Source organism: Pseudomonas sp. NPDC089758 (genome assembly GCF_044748705.1).
Classification (GTDB): Bacteria; Pseudomonadota; Gammaproteobacteria; order Pseudomonadales; family Pseudomonadaceae; genus Aquipseudomonas; species Aquipseudomonas putida_X.
In genome coordinates this window covers 46,850-67,056 of record NZ_JBIVGN010000021.1, presented here as the reverse complement: position 1 = coordinate 67,056, position 20,207 = coordinate 46,850, and the positions used below count along the sequence as shown (strand labels likewise).

The 20,207-nt window shown below is 62.6% G+C and carries 16 protein-coding genes; 9 read left to right on the top strand and 7 right to left on the bottom strand.

What is annotated here, in order from left to right; all coding sequences use genetic code 11:
* Positions 1 to 828 (top strand): phosphonoacetaldehyde hydrolase, encoded by an 828-nt coding sequence (phnX, locus tag ACIPZH_RS23110; RefSeq protein ID WP_241807007.1) that lies wholly within the window; start codon positions 1 to 3, stop codon positions 826 to 828.
* 108 nt (positions 829 to 936) lie between these two features.
* On the opposite strand, the gene ACIPZH_RS23105 is transcribed toward phnX, so the two are convergent.
* Positions 937 to 1,497 carry an NADPH-dependent FMN reductase gene (locus ACIPZH_RS23105; protein ID WP_400637988.1) on the bottom strand — a complete coding sequence of 187 codons (561 nt, stop codon included), beginning with the start codon at positions 1,495 to 1,497 and terminating at the stop codon, positions 937 to 939.
* A gap of 156 nt (positions 1,498 to 1,653) precedes the next feature.
* Between ACIPZH_RS23105 and ACIPZH_RS23100 the strand changes: the two genes are divergently transcribed.
* Complete coding sequence (locus tag ACIPZH_RS23100; protein ID WP_241807009.1) at positions 1,654 to 1,872, top strand: hypothetical protein; 219 nt, start codon at positions 1,654 to 1,656, stop codon at positions 1,870 to 1,872.
* Here the strand turns inward: ACIPZH_RS23100 and ACIPZH_RS23095 are convergent.
* The 4 genes from ACIPZH_RS23095 to ACIPZH_RS23080 all read right to left on the bottom strand — a co-directional run bounded on the left by ACIPZH_RS23095 (position 1,856) and on the right by ACIPZH_RS23080 (position 6,308).
* Entirely contained in the window at positions 1,856 to 4,105 is a 2,250-nt protein-coding gene (locus tag ACIPZH_RS23095; RefSeq protein WP_400637987.1) for an Orn/Lys/Arg decarboxylase N-terminal domain-containing protein, read from the bottom strand. The two genes, ACIPZH_RS23100 and ACIPZH_RS23095, sit on opposite strands and share 17 nt — an antisense overlap.
* A 159-nt stretch (positions 4,106 to 4,264) precedes the next feature.
* Positions 4,265 to 5,023 (bottom strand): DNA polymerase III subunit epsilon, encoded by a 759-nt coding sequence (gene dnaQ / locus ACIPZH_RS23090; RefSeq protein WP_241807011.1) that lies wholly within the window; start codon positions 5,021 to 5,023, stop codon positions 4,265 to 4,267.
* Between the two features lie 51 nt (positions 5,024 to 5,074).
* Positions 5,075 to 5,521 carry a ribonuclease HI gene (gene rnhA, locus ACIPZH_RS23085; RefSeq protein ID WP_012315304.1) on the bottom strand — a complete coding sequence of 149 codons (447 nt, stop codon included), beginning with the start codon at positions 5,519 to 5,521 and terminating at the stop codon, positions 5,075 to 5,077.
* 13 nt (positions 5,522 to 5,534) lie between these two features.
* Positions 5,535 to 6,308 (bottom strand): class I SAM-dependent methyltransferase, encoded by a 774-nt coding sequence (locus tag ACIPZH_RS23080; protein WP_241807012.1) that lies wholly within the window; start codon positions 6,306 to 6,308, stop codon positions 5,535 to 5,537.
* Between the two features lie 86 nt (positions 6,309 to 6,394).
* Here ACIPZH_RS23080 and gloB point away from each other — a divergent pair, with 86 nt between their 5' ends.
* From gloB to ACIPZH_RS23045, 7 genes are all read left to right on the top strand, one after another.
* Positions 6,395 to 7,174: a hydroxyacylglutathione hydrolase gene (gene gloB, locus ACIPZH_RS23075; protein WP_400637985.1), complete on the top strand. Its 780-nt coding sequence runs from the start codon at positions 6,395 to 6,397 to the stop codon at positions 7,172 to 7,174.
* Positions 7,175 to 7,274: 100 nt separating this feature from the next.
* On the top strand, positions 7,275 to 8,696 hold the full coding sequence (locus ACIPZH_RS23070; protein ID WP_241807014.1) for a lytic transglycosylase domain-containing protein: 1,422 nt from the start codon (positions 7,275 to 7,277) through the stop codon (positions 8,694 to 8,696).
* A 119-nt stretch (positions 8,697 to 8,815) separates the two neighbouring features.
* A complete protein-coding gene (locus tag ACIPZH_RS23065; protein ID WP_241807015.1) occupies positions 8,816 to 10,645 on the top strand; it encodes an extracellular solute-binding protein in 1,830 nt (609 codons plus the stop codon).
* A complete protein-coding gene (locus ACIPZH_RS23060; protein ID WP_400637984.1) occupies positions 10,642 to 12,477 on the top strand; it encodes an extracellular solute-binding protein in 1,836 nt (611 codons plus the stop codon). The genes ACIPZH_RS23065 and ACIPZH_RS23060 overlap by 4 nt, the downstream gene beginning before the upstream one ends.
* Position 12,478: 1 nt before the next feature.
* The gene (locus tag ACIPZH_RS23055) at positions 12,479 to 13,552 is read left to right on the top strand and encodes a microcin C ABC transporter permease YejB (RefSeq protein ID WP_400637982.1); all 1,074 of its coding nucleotides are present in this window, start codon (positions 12,479 to 12,481) and stop codon (positions 13,550 to 13,552) included.
* A 1-nt stretch (position 13,553) separates the two neighbouring features.
* On the top strand, positions 13,554 to 14,573 hold the full coding sequence (locus ACIPZH_RS23050) for an ABC transporter permease (RefSeq protein WP_241807017.1): 1,020 nt from the start codon (positions 13,554 to 13,556) through the stop codon (positions 14,571 to 14,573).
* Between the two features lies 1 nt (position 14,574).
* A complete protein-coding gene (locus tag ACIPZH_RS23045; RefSeq protein WP_400637980.1) occupies positions 14,575 to 16,179 on the top strand; it encodes an ABC transporter ATP-binding protein in 1,605 nt (534 codons plus the stop codon).
* A gap of 229 nt (positions 16,180 to 16,408) precedes the next feature.
* On the opposite strand, the gene ACIPZH_RS23040 is transcribed toward ACIPZH_RS23045, so the two are convergent.
* A complete protein-coding gene (locus tag ACIPZH_RS23040) occupies positions 16,409 to 18,601 on the bottom strand; it encodes a TonB-dependent receptor (protein ID WP_400637978.1) in 2,193 nt (730 codons plus the stop codon).
* Positions 18,602 to 18,802: 201 nt separating this feature from the next.
* Positions 18,803 to 20,155, bottom strand: coding sequence for a spinster family MFS transporter (locus ACIPZH_RS23035; RefSeq protein ID WP_400637976.1), 1,353 nt, complete (start codon positions 20,153 to 20,155; stop codon positions 18,803 to 18,805).
* Between the last annotated feature and the right edge of the window lie 52 nt (positions 20,156 to 20,207).

The following is a 20,207-nucleotide window of genomic DNA, read 5'->3' as shown; positions in this document are numbered from 1 at the left end:
ATGAACTACAACAACCCCACCCAGCTGCAAGCCGCGATCCTCGACTGGGCCGGCACCGTGGTCGATTTCGGCTCGTTCGCTCCCACACAGATCTTTGTCGAAGCCTTTGCCGAGTTCGACGTGCAGGTGTCCATCGAGGAAGCGCGCGGCCCCATGGGCATGGGCAAGTGGGACCACATTCGCACGCTGTGTGACGTGCCGGAAATTGCCGAGCGCTATCGCAACGTGTTCGGCCGCACGCCGACCGACGATGACGTCACCGCCATCTATAACCGCTTCATGCCGCTGCAGATCGAGAAGATCGCCGTGCATTCAGCGCTGATCCCCGGCGCTCTGGACACCCTCACCGGCCTGCGCCAGGACGGCTTGAAAATCGGCTCCTGCTCGGGCTACCCGAAAGTGGTGATGGACAAGGTCGTCGAACTGGCGGCACGCAACGGCTATGTCGCCGACCATGTGGTGGCCACCGACGAAACCCCCAATGGCCGCCCCTGGCCGGCACAGGCACTGGCCAATGTGATTGCCTTGGGCATTGATGATGTGGCGGCCTGCGTCAAGGTCGACGACACCGTACCGGGCATCCTCGAAGGCCGCCGTGCCGGCATGTGGACCGTGGCACTGGTGTGCTCGGGCAACGCGCTCGGGCTGACCTGGGAAGGTTACCAGGCGCTGAGCGCCGAGAAGCTGGAAAGTGAACGCAAGCGAATTCATGCGCTGTTCGCAGCGTCACGCCCGCACTACCTGATCGATACCATCAATGACCTGCCCGAGGTGGTCGCCGATATCAACCGGCGGTTGGCCAAGGGGGAGATGCCGCAGACGTTCTGACCGGTGTTCGTTGCTGCTTTCGTCGGCGCCCCGGCTCCCATGACGGCCCCGCTGTTTCATCAACGATGGGGTATCTGTGAGAGCCGGCGTGCCGGCGACAGGGCCGGCTCAGACTGCCCTGTTCAGCTTCACCCAGGAGGAGAACTTGTCGATGAAGCCCTGCAGGAAGGGCCGGGTCTTGTCATTGAGCTTGCCACTGTCCTCGAAGAGGCTGGCCGCCCCACCGATATAAGCTTCGGGCATCTGCATGCAGGGCATGTCGAGAAACACCAGCGACTGCCGCACGGCATGGTTGGCGCCGAACCCGCCAATGGCCCCGGGCGACACGCTCACCACTGCCGCAGGTTTGCCACTCCAGGCGCTTTGCCCATAGGGACGCGAACCCACATCGATGGCATTTTTCAGGCAGCCCGGTATGGAGCGGTTGTACTCCGGAGTGACGAACAGCACCGCGTCGCTGTGCCGGATCTCATCGCGAAAGCGCTTCCACGGCTCAGGCACACCCGCAGCCTCGACATCTTCGTTGTACATGGGCAGATCGCCGATTTCGACGATTTTCAGGGCGAGACTGGACGGTGCCAGCTCTGAAAGGGCACGGGCCACCTTGCGGTTGTACGATTCCTTGCGCAAGCTGCCGACGACGACCGCTACCGAATACACCTGGCTCATGGCGATTTTCAACCTTTGCTGGGGTAAGAGACGTTGTAGTTATAGATGACCATCGCCCGGCGCTAAGGTTTTTTTCCTCCGGCAGAAAACTTCCAGGTACCATCCACGGTCTATTCCTGCAGACATTTCCCACGTAATTCAGAGGTTTTCACCTAAATGGCAGCAGTAATGGTCGGCCAATTCCACGCCCGTGACGCCGAAGGCCGTATCTACCCCGTGCACGAGTTCCAAGAGTCCACCCTGCAGGCCGACGGCAGCGCACTGGGCGCGCCGGTTACCACCTATCGCCTGGCCATCGGCGATCGCGTCAACCACTTGGGTGAAGACCGCTTTGAACTGGTCCAGACGGGCGTCGAGATCATTCGCATTCCTTGACGCAATCGACCGTATAGCTTCCCGACTCATTCTGCAGGCCGTGAACATCGGCGACGAAACCGGGAAAATCGCTGTTGAAGGCCCGGGCAAACGCCAGGTAGTCGAGGATCGGGCGGGTCGCTTCGGTGAACCGTTCCCCCGGCATGATCAGGGGGATGCCCGGCGGGTATGGCACCAGCATGACTGCCGAGACGCGGCCGAGCAATGCCTCGATCGGTACCGCTTCCACCTCACCGCGCACCATATGGTCGTAGGCTTGGGCCGGGCTGAGGGCGACTTCCGGCAAGCGTCCGAACAAGCCTTTGAGCTGCTTGGCCGTGGCATTGACGCGATAGCATTGATGCAGCTGACGGCACAGGTCGCGCAGCCCGAGGCCGTGGTAGCGTGCGGTGTCGACTGCAACGATGCTCGGCAGGCACTGGCTTAGCGGGGTATTGCCATCGTGATGGCGTTTGAACTCCAGCAACTCGGTCAGCAGTGTGCTCCACTTGCCCTTGGTGATGCCCATCGAGAACAGCACCAGGAAGCTGTAAAGGCCGGTCTTCTCCACCACCAACCCGCGTTCCCATAGAAACTTGCTGACCACTGCCGCCGGGATGCCCTGCTCGTCCAACACACCGTCGGCTCGCAACCCCGGCATCACCAAGGTGACCTTCAGTGGGTCGAGCAACACATAATCGCCCGCCAGTTCGCCAAAGCCATGCCACTGCGCGCCGGGTTGCAGCAGCCAGTCCTGCGCCGCGAGCTGGTCGATACCCTCAGCCCCCGGCGGCTGCCAGATGCTGAACCACCAATCGGGGGCAGGCATATGTGCATGCAAGTTGGCCAGGGCGCGACGAAAGCTCAGTGCCTCGTCAAACATCTCTTGCAGCAGCGAGCGCCCTGCAGGCCCCTCCATCATGGTCGAAGCCACATCCAGAGAAGCGAGGATGCTGTATTGCGGTGAGGTGGAGATATGCATCATGAAGGCTTCATTGAAGCGATCACGGTCCAGCTGGCGCTGGGCGCCGTCCTGCACGTGGATCATCGACGCCTGGCTGAAGGCAGCCAGCAGTTTGTGCGTGGAGTGCGTGCTGAACACCAACGGGCTGCCCTCGGTGCAGGCCGTACCCATCGCATAGCGCCCGGTGAAGAACTCATGGAACGCGGCGTAGGCGAACCAGGCTTCATCGAAGTGCAGCACCTCGGCGTTGCTACCCAGAGCCTGCTTGATCAGCCCGGCGTGGTAGCACAGCCCGTCATAGGTTGAATTGGTCACCACCGCCAGTTTGATGCGTGGTTCGCGCCCTTTGGCCAAAGGGTTGGCGCGCACCTTGGCCTGGATCGACTCAGCGCTGAATTCGCTGAGCGGGATCGGCCCGATGATGCCAAGCTCGTTGCGCTCCGGGGACAGGTAAATGGGAATGGCGCCCGTCATGATGATGGCGTGGACCACCGACTTGTGGCAGTTACGGTCGACCAGCACCAGGTCATCACGGCCGACCATGGCATGCCAGACGATCTTGTTGGCGGTGGAGGTGCCATTGATCACGAAGAAGGTATGGTCGGCGCGAAAATTGCGCGCCGCCCTGGCTTCGGCCGCTGCCAAAGGCCCCGTGTGATCGAGCAGGGAGCCCAGTTCCGGCACCGAGACAGACAAGTCCGAACGCAGGGTATTTTCGCCGAAGAATTGATGGAAGGCTTGGCCCACCGGGCTTTTGCGATAGGCCACGCCACCGCCATGGCCGGGCGTGTGCCAGGAATAATTGGACTGCGCAGTGTGCTGTACCAGGGCCTTGAAGAACGGCGGCAGCAAGCCGTCGAGGTAGTTGTGGGCAGCACGTGCTACCTGGCGGGCGAGGAACGGCACGGTATCCTCGAACAGGTAAAGGATGCCGCGCAGCTGGTTGAGCTCGCTCATCGCTTCAGCGGGAGCGTTCTCCAAGGTGACCTGTTCGCCCAGGGCGAAGATTGGCAGGTCAGGCGCACGCTGGCGTGCCAGGCGGATCAACTCGGCCATGTTCTGCAGTAGGTGGGTGTTTTCGCCAACGCCTTCGGCGGCGATCAGCATGCAGGCCAGCCCATGGTGGGTGGCAGCGACCAGGCGCGCTTCGGCATTGTCTGCGGCGGCAAGAATGGCGAAGCCGTCCTGGCGCAGTTCCTCGGCAATCCCCCGCACGCGCTCGCCGGCTACGCTGTCGGCCTTGATGGCGCGGTGGACAATGAGGATGGGGAACTTGAGGTCCTTGTACATCAGGCTGCTACCTCCGAAGGACAGAGCGTCTTTCACAGGGTAGTAGAGCCTGGTGTTGTCAGTGCGGTCCTGTCGCAGGCACGCCGTTTCCTGTACGGGCCTGCAGTTCAGTAAAGAGCCTGTGGGCTTACCGGCGACAAGGCCATGGCAGGCCGAGCATCAACCGGCTGGCGTTTCGGTCAATGCCTGCCACATCGACGGCCCGCCCGCCGATTTGGCGATCGCCGCCAACCGCTCTGCATGCGCCTCCAGCTCCTCGGCACTGGCCATGATCACCCGCCCAGGCGCACGCCCGGTGATCCGGCGGATCTCGCTGCCACCACTGCCCTGCCCTTCAGCGTCACCGTCAGCCCCATTGCCAGCCAGCGAAAGGCTGGTCTGGCCACCGGTCATCGCCAGGTAGACGTCGGCCAACAACTCCGAGTCAAGCAACGCGCCGTGCAGTTCACGGCCGGAGTTGTCGATGTCGTAACGCTTGCACAACGCGTCGAGGCTGTTACGCTGCCCCGGGTGCCGGGCCCGGGCCAGCAACAGGGTGTCTAGGATGGTGCAATGCTGCGAGATGTCGGCACGGTCACGCTGGCCGAGCAGGGCGAACTCGTTATTGATGAAACCGACGTCGAACGCGGCGTTATGGATGACCAGCGTGGCACCCTGAATGAATTCGAAGAACTCCTCGGCTACATCGCCGAAGCGCGGCTTGCCGACCAAAAAAGCGTCGGTGATGCCGTGGACATTGATCGCGCCCTCGTCACTCTCGCGATCCGGTTGCAGATAGACGTGGAAGTGGCGACCGGTCAGGCGCCGGCCAATGACCTCGACGCAGCCGATCTCGATGATCCGGTGGCCCTCACTGACCGGCATGCCGGTGGTTTCGGTATCGAGAATGACCAGGCGTTTATCTTGCTGCTGCTCCACGCGGGGCGCTCCAACTTGCATCAGTTACAAAGCCGAGGATTGTACCCCAGCTCAACGTTTGGCGCGCACCTCGTCGACGCCACGGTTGGCCAACTGGTCAGCGCGCTCGTTGCCGGGGTGGCCGATGTGCCCGCGCACCCACTTCCAGGTGACCTTGTGGCGGTTGACCTGCTCGTCGAGCTGCTGCCACAGGTCGGCGTTCTTCACGGGCTCTTTCGCGGCCGTCTTCCAGCCGCGTTTCTTCCAGTTGACCATCCACTCGTTGATGCCCTTCATCACGTACTGCGAGTCGGTGGTCAACACCACCTCGCATTCGCGCTTGAGCGCCATCAAGCCCTGGATCGCGGCCATCAGTTCCATGCGGTTGTTGGTGGTTTCGCGCTCGCCGCCCCACAGCTCCTTTTCGACGCCCTTGTAGATCAACAGGACGCCCCAGCCACCAGGGCCAGGGTTGCCCTTGCAGGCACCATCGGTATACAACTCGACGCTATCGCTCATGTACCACTCATGTTCAGTGCTTTTCGGTATCCGGGCTGACCGCGGTGCGGTTGACCTTGGCCAGGGGCAAAGGCAGCAGCTTGCCCATCGGCTCGCGGCGCTCCTGGCGCAGCGGCCTCAGGCCGACCACCATCTTGCGCGCTACCAGCAGGTAAACCCCGCCACCGGAGCTCTGCCAACCGCCCGCCACCCGTTCCCAGCCCGCCAGGCGTTGCTGCCAAGCCGGTGAGGCAAGCGGCGGACGATAGCACCCGAAGCGGCGTTTCTCCAGCGCGAAGCCCAGCAGGTTGAGCCAGTCACCCACCCGTGACGGCGAGATGCAGCGGGCCTTGCGCAGCGCGCCATGGCTGAAGAAGTGGCGTATGCCCCAGCTGCTCCAGGGGTTGATACCGACGATCAGCAGATGCCCACCGGGGCGTACGGCACTGGCGGCCTCGCGCAGCAAACCATGGGGCGACAGGCAGAAGTCCAGGCCGTGTTGCAGCACCACCACGTCGGCGGCGTGCTCGCTCAAGGGCCAGGCCTGCTCTTCGCAGACGATCTCCACCCCCGGCAACGGCGCGCCCAGGCGCACGTTGCGCTGTACCTGAGGGGCGCTGGGCGGTGCCTCGGCGCAGGGGCCATAATGCACCAGGTAACCACCGAAGAAGCGCCCGAGCTCCTCCTCCAGCAATTTTTCCTCTTCTTTGAGCATCAGCTGGCCGAGCGGGCCGTGGAACCAGTCACGGGCCAGGCTGATCAGCTCGACCCAGGCCGGGTCGGCCTGGGCAAAGGGTTGGTCGGTCATTTGCGCTCTCCCTCGAAGGTTCTCGCACCGCGCCATCGCGGCTAAGATGCCCTCATGTGCCACGCTTGGCGATACGGATCCACACCATGATACAGATCGATGCGCTCCCCGCTTTCTCCGACAACTACATCTGGTTGTTACAGGATACTGCCAAACGCCGCTGCGCGGTGGTCGATCCTGGCGATGCCGGACCGGTGCAGGCCTGGCTGGCCGCCCATCCTGACTGGCTGCTGGAGGATATCCTGATCACCCACCACCACAATGACCACGTCGGCGGAGTCGAGCAGCTGAAAGCGCTGACCGGTGCGCGCGTCTGCGGCCCCGCCAACGAGCGCATCCCGTGCCGCGACCTTGCATTGGACGAGGGTGACAGGGTGACCGTGCTGGGCGTGACCTTCCAGGTCCTGGCAGTGCCGGGGCATACGCTGGGCCATATTGCCTTCTTCAGCGACCAGCCCGCGACGCCGGTGCTGTTCAGCGGCGACACGCTGTTCGCCGCCGGCTGCGGGCGGATGTTCGAGGGCACGCCGGAGCAGATGCAACCCGCCCTCGCCAGGTTGGCCGCGCTGCCGGAGCGTACCGAGGTGTACTGCGCCCACGAGTACACCCTGAGCAACTTGCGCTTCGCCAAGGCTGTCGAGCCGCAAAATCCGCACGTTCTGCAGCGTTTCGATGATGTTAGCCGGCTGCGGGCCGACAATCGCATCACATTGCCATCAACCATCGGCCTGGAACGGCTGACCAACCCTTTTTTACGTACCGCTGAAACATTAGTTAAACAAAAAGCTGACGAATGGAAGGGACATTCAAACACCACGCATGTCGCTGTTTTTGCTGCCTTGAGGTCTTGGAAGGACACCTTCTGATAACCTGAAGATATATCGCAACATGCGCTGCAAGGTTGACCCGGCGGGATGCGGTTTCTAGAATCGCCGAAATTTTTTGCCCGGATACCCGTCCCCGCCGATGTCTTCCCCAAGCCGCAGAACCGCTCATTCAGTCGCCCTGACGCGCCTGGCCCAAATCAGTGCGCTGGCGCTGGCCGCCACCCTGGTGGGCTGCCAGAGCACCCGTCAGCTCGACGAATCCGATAGCGTTCGCGCGCACAGCTACCAGGCGCGGATCAAACACAAACCCGCTCCCCTCGCGGTCAAACCGGCCGAGCAGGCGCCCCAGGATGTGTGGGAGCGCATGCGCCAGGGCTTCGCCCTGCAAGACACCATCGACGTCAACCCGCGCATCGAGCAGCAGCGGCTGTGGTTTGCCAGCAACCCTTCGTTCCTGGAAAACGCCGGTGAGCGCGGCAGCCTGTACCTGCACTACATCGTCGAGCGCCTGGAAGAACGCGACATGCCGCTGGAGCTGGCCCTGTTGCCGGCGATCGAAAGCGCCTACAACCCCATGGCCTACTCGCGCGCCCATGCCGCAGGCATGTGGCAGTTCATCCCCTCCACCGGGCGCCACTTCAACCTGCGCCAGACCAATTTCTACGATGGTCGCCGCGACATCACCGCATCGACCAATGCCGCGCTGGACTACCTGAGCCGCCTGCACGACATGTTCAACGGCGACTGGCTGTTGGCGCTGGCCGCCTACAATGCCGGCGAAGGCACCGTCAGCCGGGCGATCGAGCGCAACGAGAAACTCGGCCTGCCAACCGATTACTGGAACCTGCCCCTGCCGCAGGAAACACGCGACTACGTGCCCAAACTGCTGGCCCTGTCGCAGGTGGTGCTGACCCCCGAAGCCTACGGCGTGAATCTCAACCCGATCGCCAACGAGCCCTACTTCGAAGCCGTCGCCATCAAGGACCGCCTGGACCTGTCGCGGGTTGCCGCCTTCGCCAACATAGACGAAGACGAACTGATCCAGCTCAACCCGGCCTTCAAGAAGCGCATGACCGTGGATGGGCCCAAGCAATTGCTGGTGCCGACGGCCAAGGCGCAACTGCTGTCCGACAGCCTGTCCAACCTCAAGCCTGAACAACTGATCAGCCTGCAGCCGAACAAGGCCGTGTTCGCTCGCGCCGTGGCTGAAGCCAAGGCACCTGCCAGCGCCCGCAGCTACCGCGTGAAGCGCGGCGACAGCCTGAGCACCATCGCAAGGGCCAACCGGGTTTCGGTCAAGGATATCCAGCGCTGGAACAAGCTCTCGGGTAGCCGGGTAAAGGCCGGCCAGGTGCTGGCGTTGCGTGGCGGTAGTGCGGCGGGCAACCGGGTGGCGGCATCCTCCAAGCGCTCGACTAAGTACAAGGTCCGCAAAGGCGACTCACTGTATCTGGTGGCGAAACGGTTCAACGTCGAGATGAAGCACCTCAAGCGCTGGAATCCGCGCAGCGGGCATGCCCTCAAGCCAGGCCAGACCTTGACCGTCTACCTGGGGCATTGATCTGAATCGGGGCTGCTTGGCAGCCCCTCGATCTCCTTCCAGCCACACCCTTTTTCCAACCCCGCCAAGCTGTTACTGTAGCCCGACCAAAGCCCAACGCCTCTGGATCGGATGCCGACTTGATACGTCCCCTCCTGCTGTCACTCAGCCTGGCCTTGAGCTTTCCCGCAGCCGCGATGGTGAGCGAAAGCCACGGATACGCGCAGTTCGGCACGCTCAAGTACCCAGCGACATTCACCCATTTCGACTGGGTCAACCCGCAAGCGCCCAAGGGCGGCACCTTGCGCGCTATGGCATTGGGTACGTTCGATACGCTCAACGCCTATACCTTCAAGGGTTCAAGCCCAGTCACAACGCCGAACTTCCTGCAGTACGGGGTCAACGAGCTCAACGAAACGCTGATGGTCGGCACCGGCATGTACGACCCTTCCGGCGACGAACCCACGTCCAGTTACGGCCTCATCGCCCGCTCGGTGGAGTACAGCGAGGACCGTAGCTGGGTGGTGTTCAACCTGCGCCCGCAAGCGCGCTGGCATGACGGCAAACCGATCACCTCGGCCGACGTCGCCTTCTCTTATTACACGCTGCTAAAAGGCGGCCACCCGATCTACCGCACCAATCTGCAGGAAGTGCAGCGCGTGGATATCCTTGGCCCGTTGCGCATCCGCTTCGTGTTCAAGCGCGCTGGCAACCCGCTGCTGATCCTGCGCCTGGGCGAGATGCCGGTGCTGCCCAAACACTACTGGCAAGGCCGCGATTTCAAGGCCACCACCTTCGAGCCGCCTCTGGGCAGTGGCCCCTACCGCATCACCCAGGTGCAGCCCGGCAGGCGCCTGGTGTTCGAGCGGGTGAAGAATTACTGGGGCAAGGACCTTGCGGTGAACCGCGGCAAGTACAACTTCAACCGCGTCGAATACGAGTTCTATCGGGACGCCACGGTCGCGTTCGAAGCCTTCAAGGCCGGCGAATTCGACATCTATATCGAGCATCAGGCAAAGAACTGGGCCAACGGCTACAACTTCCCGGCACTGCGCCGTGGCGAGGTGATAAAGGCCCAGATCCCGCACCGCATCCCGACCCAGACCCAGGGGTTGTTCATGAACACCCGCCGGCCCACCTTCAGCGACGCCAGGGTACGCCAGGCGCTGGGCCTGATGCTCGACTTCCAGTGGACCAACCGCGCCCTTTTCAGCAGCGCCTACCGCCGCTCGACCAGCTACTACCCCAATAGCGAGTTTGCCGCCAGCGGCTTGCCCACGGGCAAGGAGTGGCTGCTGCTGGCGCCGTTCCGTGACCAATTGCCGCAAAAGCTGTTCACCCAACCCTATCAGGTCAGCCACACCGAGGGCCGCGGCATCAACCGCCAGACCCTGCGCCAGGCGCTGAGCCTGCTCGGCGACGCCGGCTGGAAGCTCGACGGCCAGCGCCTGGTCGACGCACACGGGCAGCAGCTGCGCATGGAACTGCTGCTGGTGAACCCCAACCTCGAACGCATCTTGCAGCCCTATGTCGAAAACCTGGCGAGCATCGGCATCGATGCGCGCTTGCGCACCGTGGACCGTGCCCAGTACAAACAACGCCTGGATCAGTTCGACTTCGACATGATTCTGATGACCCTGAGCCAGACCTTGAGCCCCGGCCTGGAACAGTGGCTGTACTTCCATTCCAGCCAGGCTGCGACCAAGGGCAGCAAGAATTACGCGGGGGTCAGGGATCCAGTGGTCGACCACCTGCTCGATACCCTGCTCGCCGCACGCACCCGCGATGACCAGGTCGCCGCCGCCCGCGCCCTGGACCGCGTGCTTTCCTGGCAGTACTACATGATCCCCAACTGGTATCTCGACAATCACCGCCTGGCCTACCGCAACCGGTTCGGTTTCGTCACCACACCGCCCTATACCCTCGGGCTGAATACCTGGTGGCTTAAGACTTCGGAGAAAGCCCAATGATGCCAACGTACCGCCTGCGCCAACTGGCAGGGAGCCTGCTGCTCGCCTGCCTGAGCCTGCCGGCCATGGCCGCGCCGCAACACGCACTGACCCTTTATGATGAAGCGCCGAAATACCCGGCCGACTTCAAGCACTTCGACTACGTCAACCCCGACGCGCCCAAGGGCGGCACCTTCCGCCAGTCCAGCTTCGGTGGTTTCGACAGCCTCAACCCCTTCATCAACAAAGGCGTGGCCGCCGAAAACGTCGGTGCCATCTACGACACCTTGATGCGCCAGAGCCTGGACGAGCCCTTTACCGAGTACGGCCTGGTTGCCGGCAAGATCGAAAAAGCCCCGGACAACAGCTGGGTGCGCTTCTACCTGCGCCCCGAGGCACGCTTCCACGACGGCCACCCGATGCGCGCCGAAGACGTGGTATTCACCTTCAACGCCCTGATCAAGGACGGCGCACCGCTGTACCGCCAGTACTATGGCGATGTCGCCGAAGTCGTCGCCGAAGACCCGCTGCGTGTGCTGTTCACGTTCAAGCACAAGAACAACCGCGAGTTGCCGCTGATCCTTGGCCAGTTGCCGGTACTGCCCAAGCACTGGTACGAAGGCCGCGAATTCAACCGCGGCAACCTGGAAATCCCGCTCGGCAGCGGCCCGTACAAGATCACCGAGGTCAAGCCCGGTCGCTCGATCCGCTACGAGCGGGTCAAGGACTACTGGGCCAAGGACCTGCCGCTCAACCGCGGCCAGTTCAACTTCGACGCCATGACCTTCGACTCCTACCGCGACAACACCGTCGCGCTGGAAGCACTCAAGGCCGGCCAGTTCGACTATGGCCTGGAAACCAGCGCGAAAAACTGGGCCACCGCCTACAACGTTCCCGCTGTACGCGATGGCCGCCTGATCAAGGAAGAGCTGCCCAACGGCAACCCGACCGGCATGCAGGGTTTCATTTTCAACCTGCGTAAACCGCTGTTCCAGGACATCCGCGTGCGCCAGGCGCTGAGCCTGCTGCTGGACTTCGAGTGGACCAACAAGCAGTTGTTCAACGGCGCCTACACCCGCACCGGCAGCTACTTCGAAAACTCCGAAATGGCCGCCCGAGGCCTGCCCTCGCCTGCCGAGCTGAAGATACTCGAGCCGCTGCGCGGCAAGATTCCCGAACAGGTGTTCAGCGAGGTCTTCCACAACCCGGTCACCGACGGCAGCGGCATGATCCGCGAACAGCAGCGCCAGGCTTACAAATTGCTGATGGACGCTGGCTGGAAGATCGTCGACGACAAGATGGTCGACAAGAACGGCAAGCCAGTGTCCATCGAGTTTCTGCTGGCCCAGACAGAATTCGAGCGCATCCTGCTGCCGTTCAAACGCAACCTGGCCGACCTTGGCATCGACTTGAACATCCGCCGCGTCGACGTCTCGCAATACATCACCCGCCTGCGCTCACGTGACTTCGACATGATCGTCAGTGGCTTTGCGCAGTCCAACTCCCCAGGCAACGAGCAGCGCGAGTTCTGGTCCAGTGCGGCGGCTGACAACCCCGGCAGCCGCAACTTCATCGGCCTGCGTGACCCGGCCATCGACCAGCTGGTCGAAGCACTGATCAACGCCGACTCCCGGCAAAGCCTGATCGACCACTCCCGCGCCCTGGACCGGGTGCTGCTATGGGGCTACTACGTGATCCCCAACTGGCACATCAAGACCTGGCGCGTGGCCTACTGGAACCACATCGGCCACCCCGATGTTTCGCCCAAGTACGACATCGGCATCGACACCTGGTGGATCAAGCCTGACGTGACGCCAGCCGTGTCCGAAACGCCCGCTCAAGAGGCCAACTGACATGCTGGCCTACATCCTGCGTCGTCTGCTGCTGATCATCCCGACCCTGTTCGGCATCCTGGTCATCAACTTCATCATCGTCCAAGCCGCCCCCGGCGGCCCGGTCGAACAGATGATCGCCAAGCTCGAAGGCTTCGAGGGCGCCACCAGCCGGATCGCCGGCGGTGGCGCCGAGGTCTCCGTGGCCGGCTCCAACTACCGCGGCGCCCAGGGCCTCGACCCGGCGCTGATCGCGGAAATCGAGCGCATGTACGGCTTCGACAAGTCGCCCCCCGAGCGCTTATGGATAATGGTCAAGAACTACGTCCAACTGGACTTCGGCGAGAGCTTCTTTCGTGACGCCAAGGTCATCGACCTGATCGCCGAAAAGATGCCGGTGTCGATTTCGCTCGGGCTGTGGAGCACCCTGATCATGTACCTGGTGTCGATCCCCCTGGGCATTGCCAAGGCGGTGCGCCACGGTAGCCACTTCGACGTCTGGACCAGCTCGGCGATCATCGTCGGCTATGCCATCCCGGCGTTCCTGTTCGCCATCCTGCTGATCGTGCTGTTCGCCGGCGGCAGCTACTTCGACTGGTTCCCGCTGCGCGGCCTGACCTCGAACAACTTCGACGAGCTGTCCACGACCGGCAAGGTGCTCGACTACTTCTGGCACCTGGTGCTACCGATCACCGCCCTGGTGATCGGCAACTTCGCCACCATGACCCTGCTGACCAAGAACAGCTTCCTCGACGAGATCAACAAGCAGTACGTGGTCACCGCCAAAGCCAAAGGCCTGAGCCGCTCACGGGTGCTCTACGGCCACGTGTTCCGCAATGCCATGCTGCTGGTGATCGCAGGCTTCCCTTCGGCGTTCATCGGCATCTTCTTCACCGGCTCGCTGCTGATCGAGGTGATCTTCTCCCTCGACGGCCTGGGCCTGATGAGTTTCGAGGCGGCCATCAACCGCGACTACCCGGTGGTGTTCGGCACCCTCTTCATCTTCACCCTGCTCGGGCTGGTGGTGAAACTGATCGGCGACCTCACCTACACCCTGGTCGATCCGCGCATCGACTTCGCCAGCCGGGAGCACTGACATGGCCTTGTCCCCTCTCAACCGTCGGCGCTTCGAGCGCTTCAAGGCCAACCGACGCGGCTGGTGGTCGCTGTGGCTGTTCCTCATCCTGTTCGGCCTGAGCCTGGGTGCCGAGCTGATCGCCAACGACAAACCGATTGCCGTGCGCTACGACGGCGAGTGGTTTTTCCCGGCCTTCAAACGCTACCCGGAAACCACCTTCGGCGGCGAGTTCCCACTGGAGGCCAACTACAAGAGCCCGTATATCCGGGAGCTACTGGCCAAGAAAGATAGCTTCGTACTGTGGGCCCCGATCCCCTACAGCTACCAGAGCATCAATTACGACCTGCGCGTACCCGCCCCTGCGCCGCCCTCGGCGGACAACTGGCTGGGCACCGACGATCAGGGCCGCGATGTGCTGGCGCGGGTGATCTACGGCTTCCGCATTTCGGTACTGTTCGCCCTCACCCTGACCATCCTCAGCTCCATCATCGGCGTCATCGCCGGTGCCCTGCAGGGTTTCTACGGTGGCTGGGTAGACCTTGCCGGCCAGCGCTTTCTGGAGATCTGGTCCGGTTTGCCAGTGCTGTACCTGCTGATCATCCTTGCCAGCTTCGTACAGCCCAACTTCTGGTGGTTGCTGGGCATCATGTTGCTGTTCTCATGGATGAGCCTGGTTGACGTGGTGCGCGCCGAGTTCCTGCGCGGGCGCAATCTCGAGTACGTGCGTGCCGCCCGTGCCCTGGGTATGCGCAATGGCGCGATCATGTATCGGCACATTCTGCCCAACGCCATGATCTCGACCATGACGTTCATGCCCTTCATCCTCACCGGTGCCATCGGCACCCTCACCGCCCTGGACTTCCTCGGTTTCGGCCTGCCACCGGGCGCGCCGTCGCTGGGCGAACTGGTAGCCCAAGGCAAGTCCAACCTGCAGGCGCCATGGCTGGGCATCAGCGCCTTTGCCGTACTGGCGATCATGCTGAGCCTGCTGGTATTCATCGGCGAATCCGCCCGCGATGCCTTCGACCCGAGGAAGTGAGATGAGTGAACAGAACCTGATCGAAGTGCGCGACCTGGCGGTAGAGTTCGTTACCGGCGAACAGGTCAACCGTGTGGTCGATGGCATCAGCTTCGACATCCGCAAGGGCGAGACCCTGGCGCTGGTCGGCGAGAGCGGTTCGGGCAAGTCCGTTACCGCCCACTCGATTCTGCGCCTGCTGCCCTACCCGCTGGCACGCCACCCCAGTGGCAGCATTGGCTACGAAGGCAAGGACCTGCTGCAGCAAGGTGAGAAGGCCATGCAGAAGATTCGCGGCAACCGCATCGCGATGATCTTCCAGGAGCCGATGACCTCGCTGAACCCGCTGCACTGCATCGAGAAGCAGATCAACGAAATCCTGCTGCTGCACAAGGGCCTCACCGGCAAGCAAGCCACTGCGCGCACGCTGGAGCTGCTTGAACTGGTGGGCATTCCCGAGCCACGCAAACGCTTGAAGGCCCTGCCCCACGAGCTGTCCGGTGGCCAGCGGCAGCGGGTGATGATTGCCATGGCCCTGGCCAATGAGCCGGAGCTGCTGATTGCCGATGAACCCACCACTGCACTCGACGTGACCGTGCAGTTGAAGATTCTGCAACTGCTTAAGGAACTACAGGCGCGGTTGGGCATGGCATTGCTGTTGATCAGCCATGACCTGAACCTGGTCAGGCGCATTGCCCACCGTGTTTGCGTGATGCAGCGCGGGCAGATTGTCGAGCAGGCCGATTGCGCAACGCTGTTCAGCGCGCCGCAGCACCACTACACGCAGATGCTGATCAATGCAGAACCCAGCGGGTTGCCGGCGCAAACCGCAGTGGGTGCGCCACTGCTGGAAGTGAACGACCTGAAGGTATGGTTCCCGATCAAGAAAGGCTTGCTGCGCAAGACGGTCGACCACGTGAAGGCCGTGGACGGGATCAACTTCAGCCTGCCCCAGGGGCAGACCCTGGGGATCGTGGGTGAGTCCGGATCGGGCAAGTCGACGCTTGGGCTGGCGATCTTGCGCTTGATTTCCAGCCAAGGGGGCATCCGCTTCCACGGCCAGGCACTGGAAGGCTTGAACCAGCAGCAGGTGCGGCCGCTGCGACGCGAGATGCAAGTGGTGTTTCAGGACCCCTTTGGTAGCCTGAGCCCACGTATGTGCGTGGCGGACATCGTTGGCGAGGGGCTGCGGATTCACAAGATTGGTACAGCCGCGGAACAGGAAGCGGCGATTATCGCGGTGCTGGAAGAAGTCGGCCTGGACCCTCGCACCCGCCATCGCTACCCGCATGAGTTTTCGGGCGGGCAACGTCAACGTATCGCCATCGCCCGGGCGCTGGTGCTCAAGCCGGCGTTGATTCTGCTGGACGAACCGACCTCTGCGCTGGACCGTACGGTGCAGCGGCAGGTGGTGGAATTGCTGCGCAACCTGCAGCAGAAGTACAACCTCACCTACCTGTTCATCAGCCATGACCTTGCCGTGGTCAAAGCGTTGAGCCACCAACTGATGGTGATCAAGCATGGCCATGTTGTGGAACAGGGCGAGGCCCGGCAGATCTTCCATTCACCCCAGCACGCTTATACGCAGCAACTGTTGGAGGCAGCGTTTTTGCGCCATGACAGCTGAGGGTGACTGCCTTCAAGCGCCAGCGCGTGCGTCGCGACGCGTGCGGCGCTGTCAGCACTGCCCTGGTTGCAGATGCTGACAGCGCCACGCAGGGTGCACCGGGCCTGAAGTGTTGGCCTGAGAAGGCCCAGCGCCAACGAACCCCTCATCGCGAGACGAGCCCCTCCAGCAGCTACGCAAGCGCAGCGCTGGAGCTAGGCAGCCCGTACAGTGGTGCAAGCGCTCCGGATCAGAAATCAATCGTGCCCGAGAACTTCACCAACCGCGGATCGCCCTGGGTCATGTAGCCACCATTGGCTGAAGCCCAGTAGTTCTTGTCGGTAAGGTTTTCCACGTTCACCCGCAGGGTCAGGTCCTTCTCGGCGACTTTCAGCTTGTAGCGTGCACCGGCATCGAAACGATTCCAGGTCGGCAGGCTGAGGTCGTTGGCGGCATCGACGTATTGGCCGCCGGTGCGCAGCATCCGGGCATTGAGTGCCAACCCTGGCACCCCCGGCACATCCCAGTCGACACTGGCGTTCAGCTGGAAAGTCGGCACGCCGATGGCGTGGTTGCCGTCATTGGTACCATTGGCAGTCTTTTTCTGCTCCGACGCCATGCGGGTACCGCCGGCCATCAGGCGCAAACCTTCGATCGGTTCGCCGTAGACACTCAGCTCCAGGCCTTTGTTGACCTGCTCGCCATCGCGAATGTAGGTAGTGCCCTCGGTATAGCCATCGGACGGTTTTTCAATGCGGAACACAGCCAGGTTCGCGCCGTAGGTCTGCTTATCGAGCTTGATACCTGCCTCAAGCTGTTTGGTTCGGCCAGGCGGGAACATCTGCCCGGCATTTACAGTGTTCGCCGGCGCCGTCGGGCCCTGGGCCAAGCCTTCGATGCGGTTGGCGTAAACCGAGATGCTGTCGGTGGCCTTGTACACGATCCCATAGACAGGCGTGGTCACGCCCTTTTCATAAGCAGGACCGTTACGGCTTCCGTCATTGGCCGGGTTGGCGACGCCATTGAAAGTGGTACCGTCATAGAAATAGTTTTCGATGCGCAGTTGCTGACGACGCACCCCGTAAGTGAGCAACAGACGGTCATCGAACATGCCCACCGTGTCGGAAATAGCGATGCTGCGGTTACGGGTCTTGCCGGTCACACCGGGGTCACCCATATCACCACCGGTGAGGTAGCCGTCGGTTGGCTTGGGCAGCGTGACCTTGTCGTAGATATTGGTATTGCCAGGGACTGGGCGATAAAAGGTGTAGGCGTTTTCCGCCTGCGTCCACAGGGTATTGGCGCCCACGGCAATCTGGTGGCTGAACGGCCCGGTCTGCAGGCGGCCATTGAGGCCGGCGCTGAAGCTGGTGTTGTCTTCGCCGTGGACGATATCCGAACCGGAGAGCGTAGCCGTGCCGCTATTGCCCACCAGCACCGGCGTGCCATAGGTGCCATGCTCGCGGGTATGGCGCGCACCACCGGCCAGATAGGCGGTCCAGCTCTCGTTCAGGTCCCATTCGCCACGAATCATGCCGAAGGTATCTTCCGACTCGCTGTAGCTCCAAGCCTGGCCGTAGTTGTGGCTGGCATCCGGTGCGGTTGGCACCTGGGTGGCGGTGCCTGGGCGCACTGAGTTGCGCAGGTGGTTGATACGCTGCTTCTGGTAACCGAAGTCGGTGGAGATGCGCACCGTGTCGCCGCGGTAGTCCAGGCCGGCAACGAATAGCTTGGTCCGCTGGTCCTGATCGTCAACAGCGGTTTCACCTTCACGCTGGCTGAGGTTCAGCCGCGCGCCAAAGCGGTTGTCTTCGCCGAAGCGCTGGCCGATATCCAGATGCTCGCCGATGCGCCCATCAGCACTGATGTCCTGGGTGTAACGGCGGGTAGGAACATCGCCAGCACGCTTGGGTTGCAAGTTGACGTTACCACCAAGGCCAGTGCCGGTCGGGCTCACACCATTGAGAAACGCATTGGGCCCTTTGAATACTTCAACACGCTCCACACCGTCGGTGGACATGATCTGGCGCGGCAGAATGCCGTAGAGGCCGTTGAATGAGATGTCATCCCCTGCCAGCGGCAGCCCGCGTATCACGAAGACCTTCGACTGGTTGCCGAAGCCGAACGACTCGCGCACGGACGGGTCGTTGGCCAGCACGTCACCGATGTCCTCCGCCTGCTGGTCTTCGATCAGCTTGGAGGTGTAGCTGGTCAGGGTGAACGGGACGTCCATGTTATCCTGATTGCCCAGCACGCCCATGCTGCCGCCGCGGGCGACCTGGCCACCGGCGAACGCCTCGGGCAGCGCGCCGGGGGTGGGCTTGACGGCGTCAGCGTTGACGTCAGTGGCGTCGAGCTGAATAGGCTCGGCCGCTTGCGCCATCAGCGTTACGGAACAGCAGAGCGCCAGCATGGCTGGGCGCGATGGGAAGCGAGACGCCATCGTACAAATCCTGACAAAGAATTGTGAGTTAGAGTGATAGCGTGAATGATAATGCTTCCCATATATGAGCATCAACCTGAAACAAGGCCAAATGCCATCTATAGGACCAGTGGCATTTCGAGCCGTCACAGCGCGAGCAAGCCACCGATGCCTGAGCCTGCATTGCAGCGCCCGCGCAGACCGCTTTTCAGCTAAAAATACTCAGGCCTGAACAGCCCGGCCCACCGCGGCTTCGCTGTCAGCCACCATCCCCTCCCGCATGCGCTGCGCATCGCGACTGAAACAGCGCGACGCGGCCAGCAGAAACACCATGGTCAACATCAGCGCCACCGGTATCAGGTACATCGCGTCGTGCAACCCCTGGGCCTTGAACGCCTCGCTCATCATTACATCCCCCGCTGCGTCCATGGCGGCGACGGCGAAATGGTCCGACAGCCCACCGACCACCACCGGCCCCAGGCCACCGCCCAGCAGATAGAGGCCGGCGAAATACAGCGCCATGGCCGTGGCGCGCAAGCGGGGCTGCACCACGTCCTGGATGGCGGTGTACACGCAGGTATAGAAGTTGTACGAAAACAGCCAGCCCACGCCGAACAGCGCTACGAACAGGCCCAGCTCGATCCGCCCGGCATGCAGCGCCCAGGCGGTGGCCAGCGTGGCGACCAGCATGCTCAACACGGCGAACATCAGCCGGCCGTTGGCAAAGCGCTGATGCACCTTGTCGGCTACCCAGCCACCCAGGGTGAGGCCAACCAGACCGGTCACACCGACAATGACCCCGGTGGCCACTGCGGCTTGTTGCAGTTGCAGCTCGAAGTACCGCTGCAGCATGGGCACCATGAACGAGTTGCAGGCGTACGACGCAAAATTGAACGTAAGGCCCGCGAGCACCAGCCAGGCGAAGCTGGGCACGCTGAGTACGCGGCGCAGGGGCCGGTCCAGTGGCGCCTGGGAGACGGCTACGGTCTCGGCCGCACCGCGTGCGGGTTCGCGGATCAGGAACAAAAACAACGCCAGCACCACACCCGGCACAGCGGCGATGAAGAACGGTGCGCGCCAGCTGCCGAAGGCCTGCACCATGGCGCCGATGGTGAAGAAGGCCAGCAACAGGCCCAGCGGTAGGCCGAGCATGAAGATACCCATCGCCCGTGCCCGCCGCTCGGCAGGGAACAGGTCGCCGATCAGCGAATTGGCGGCAGGCGCATAGCTGGCTTCGCCGATGCCCACCCCCATGCGCACCAGCAGAAAGCTCCAGAAGCTGCCGACCATGCCGTTGACTGCCGTCAGCCCGCTCCACGCCATCAGGCCCCAGCCCATCAGCCGGCTGCGCGAGCCGGTGTCGGCCAGCCGTGCCAGTGGCAGGCCGGCGATGGCATAGACCAGGGTAAAGGCGGTGCCGATCAGGCCGATCTGGAAGTCGCTAAGGTGCCACTCCAGGCGAATCGGTTCGATGATGATGGCGGGTATGGTGCGATCGAAGAAATTGAACAGGTTGGCCAGAAACAGCAGCAACAGGATGCGCCAGGCGTTGTTCGCTTGGATGGCGGTCGGCATCGTCAGGTCCCTCTTTATTGTTGTTCGGGGCTTCCAGCACGCCACACGAATC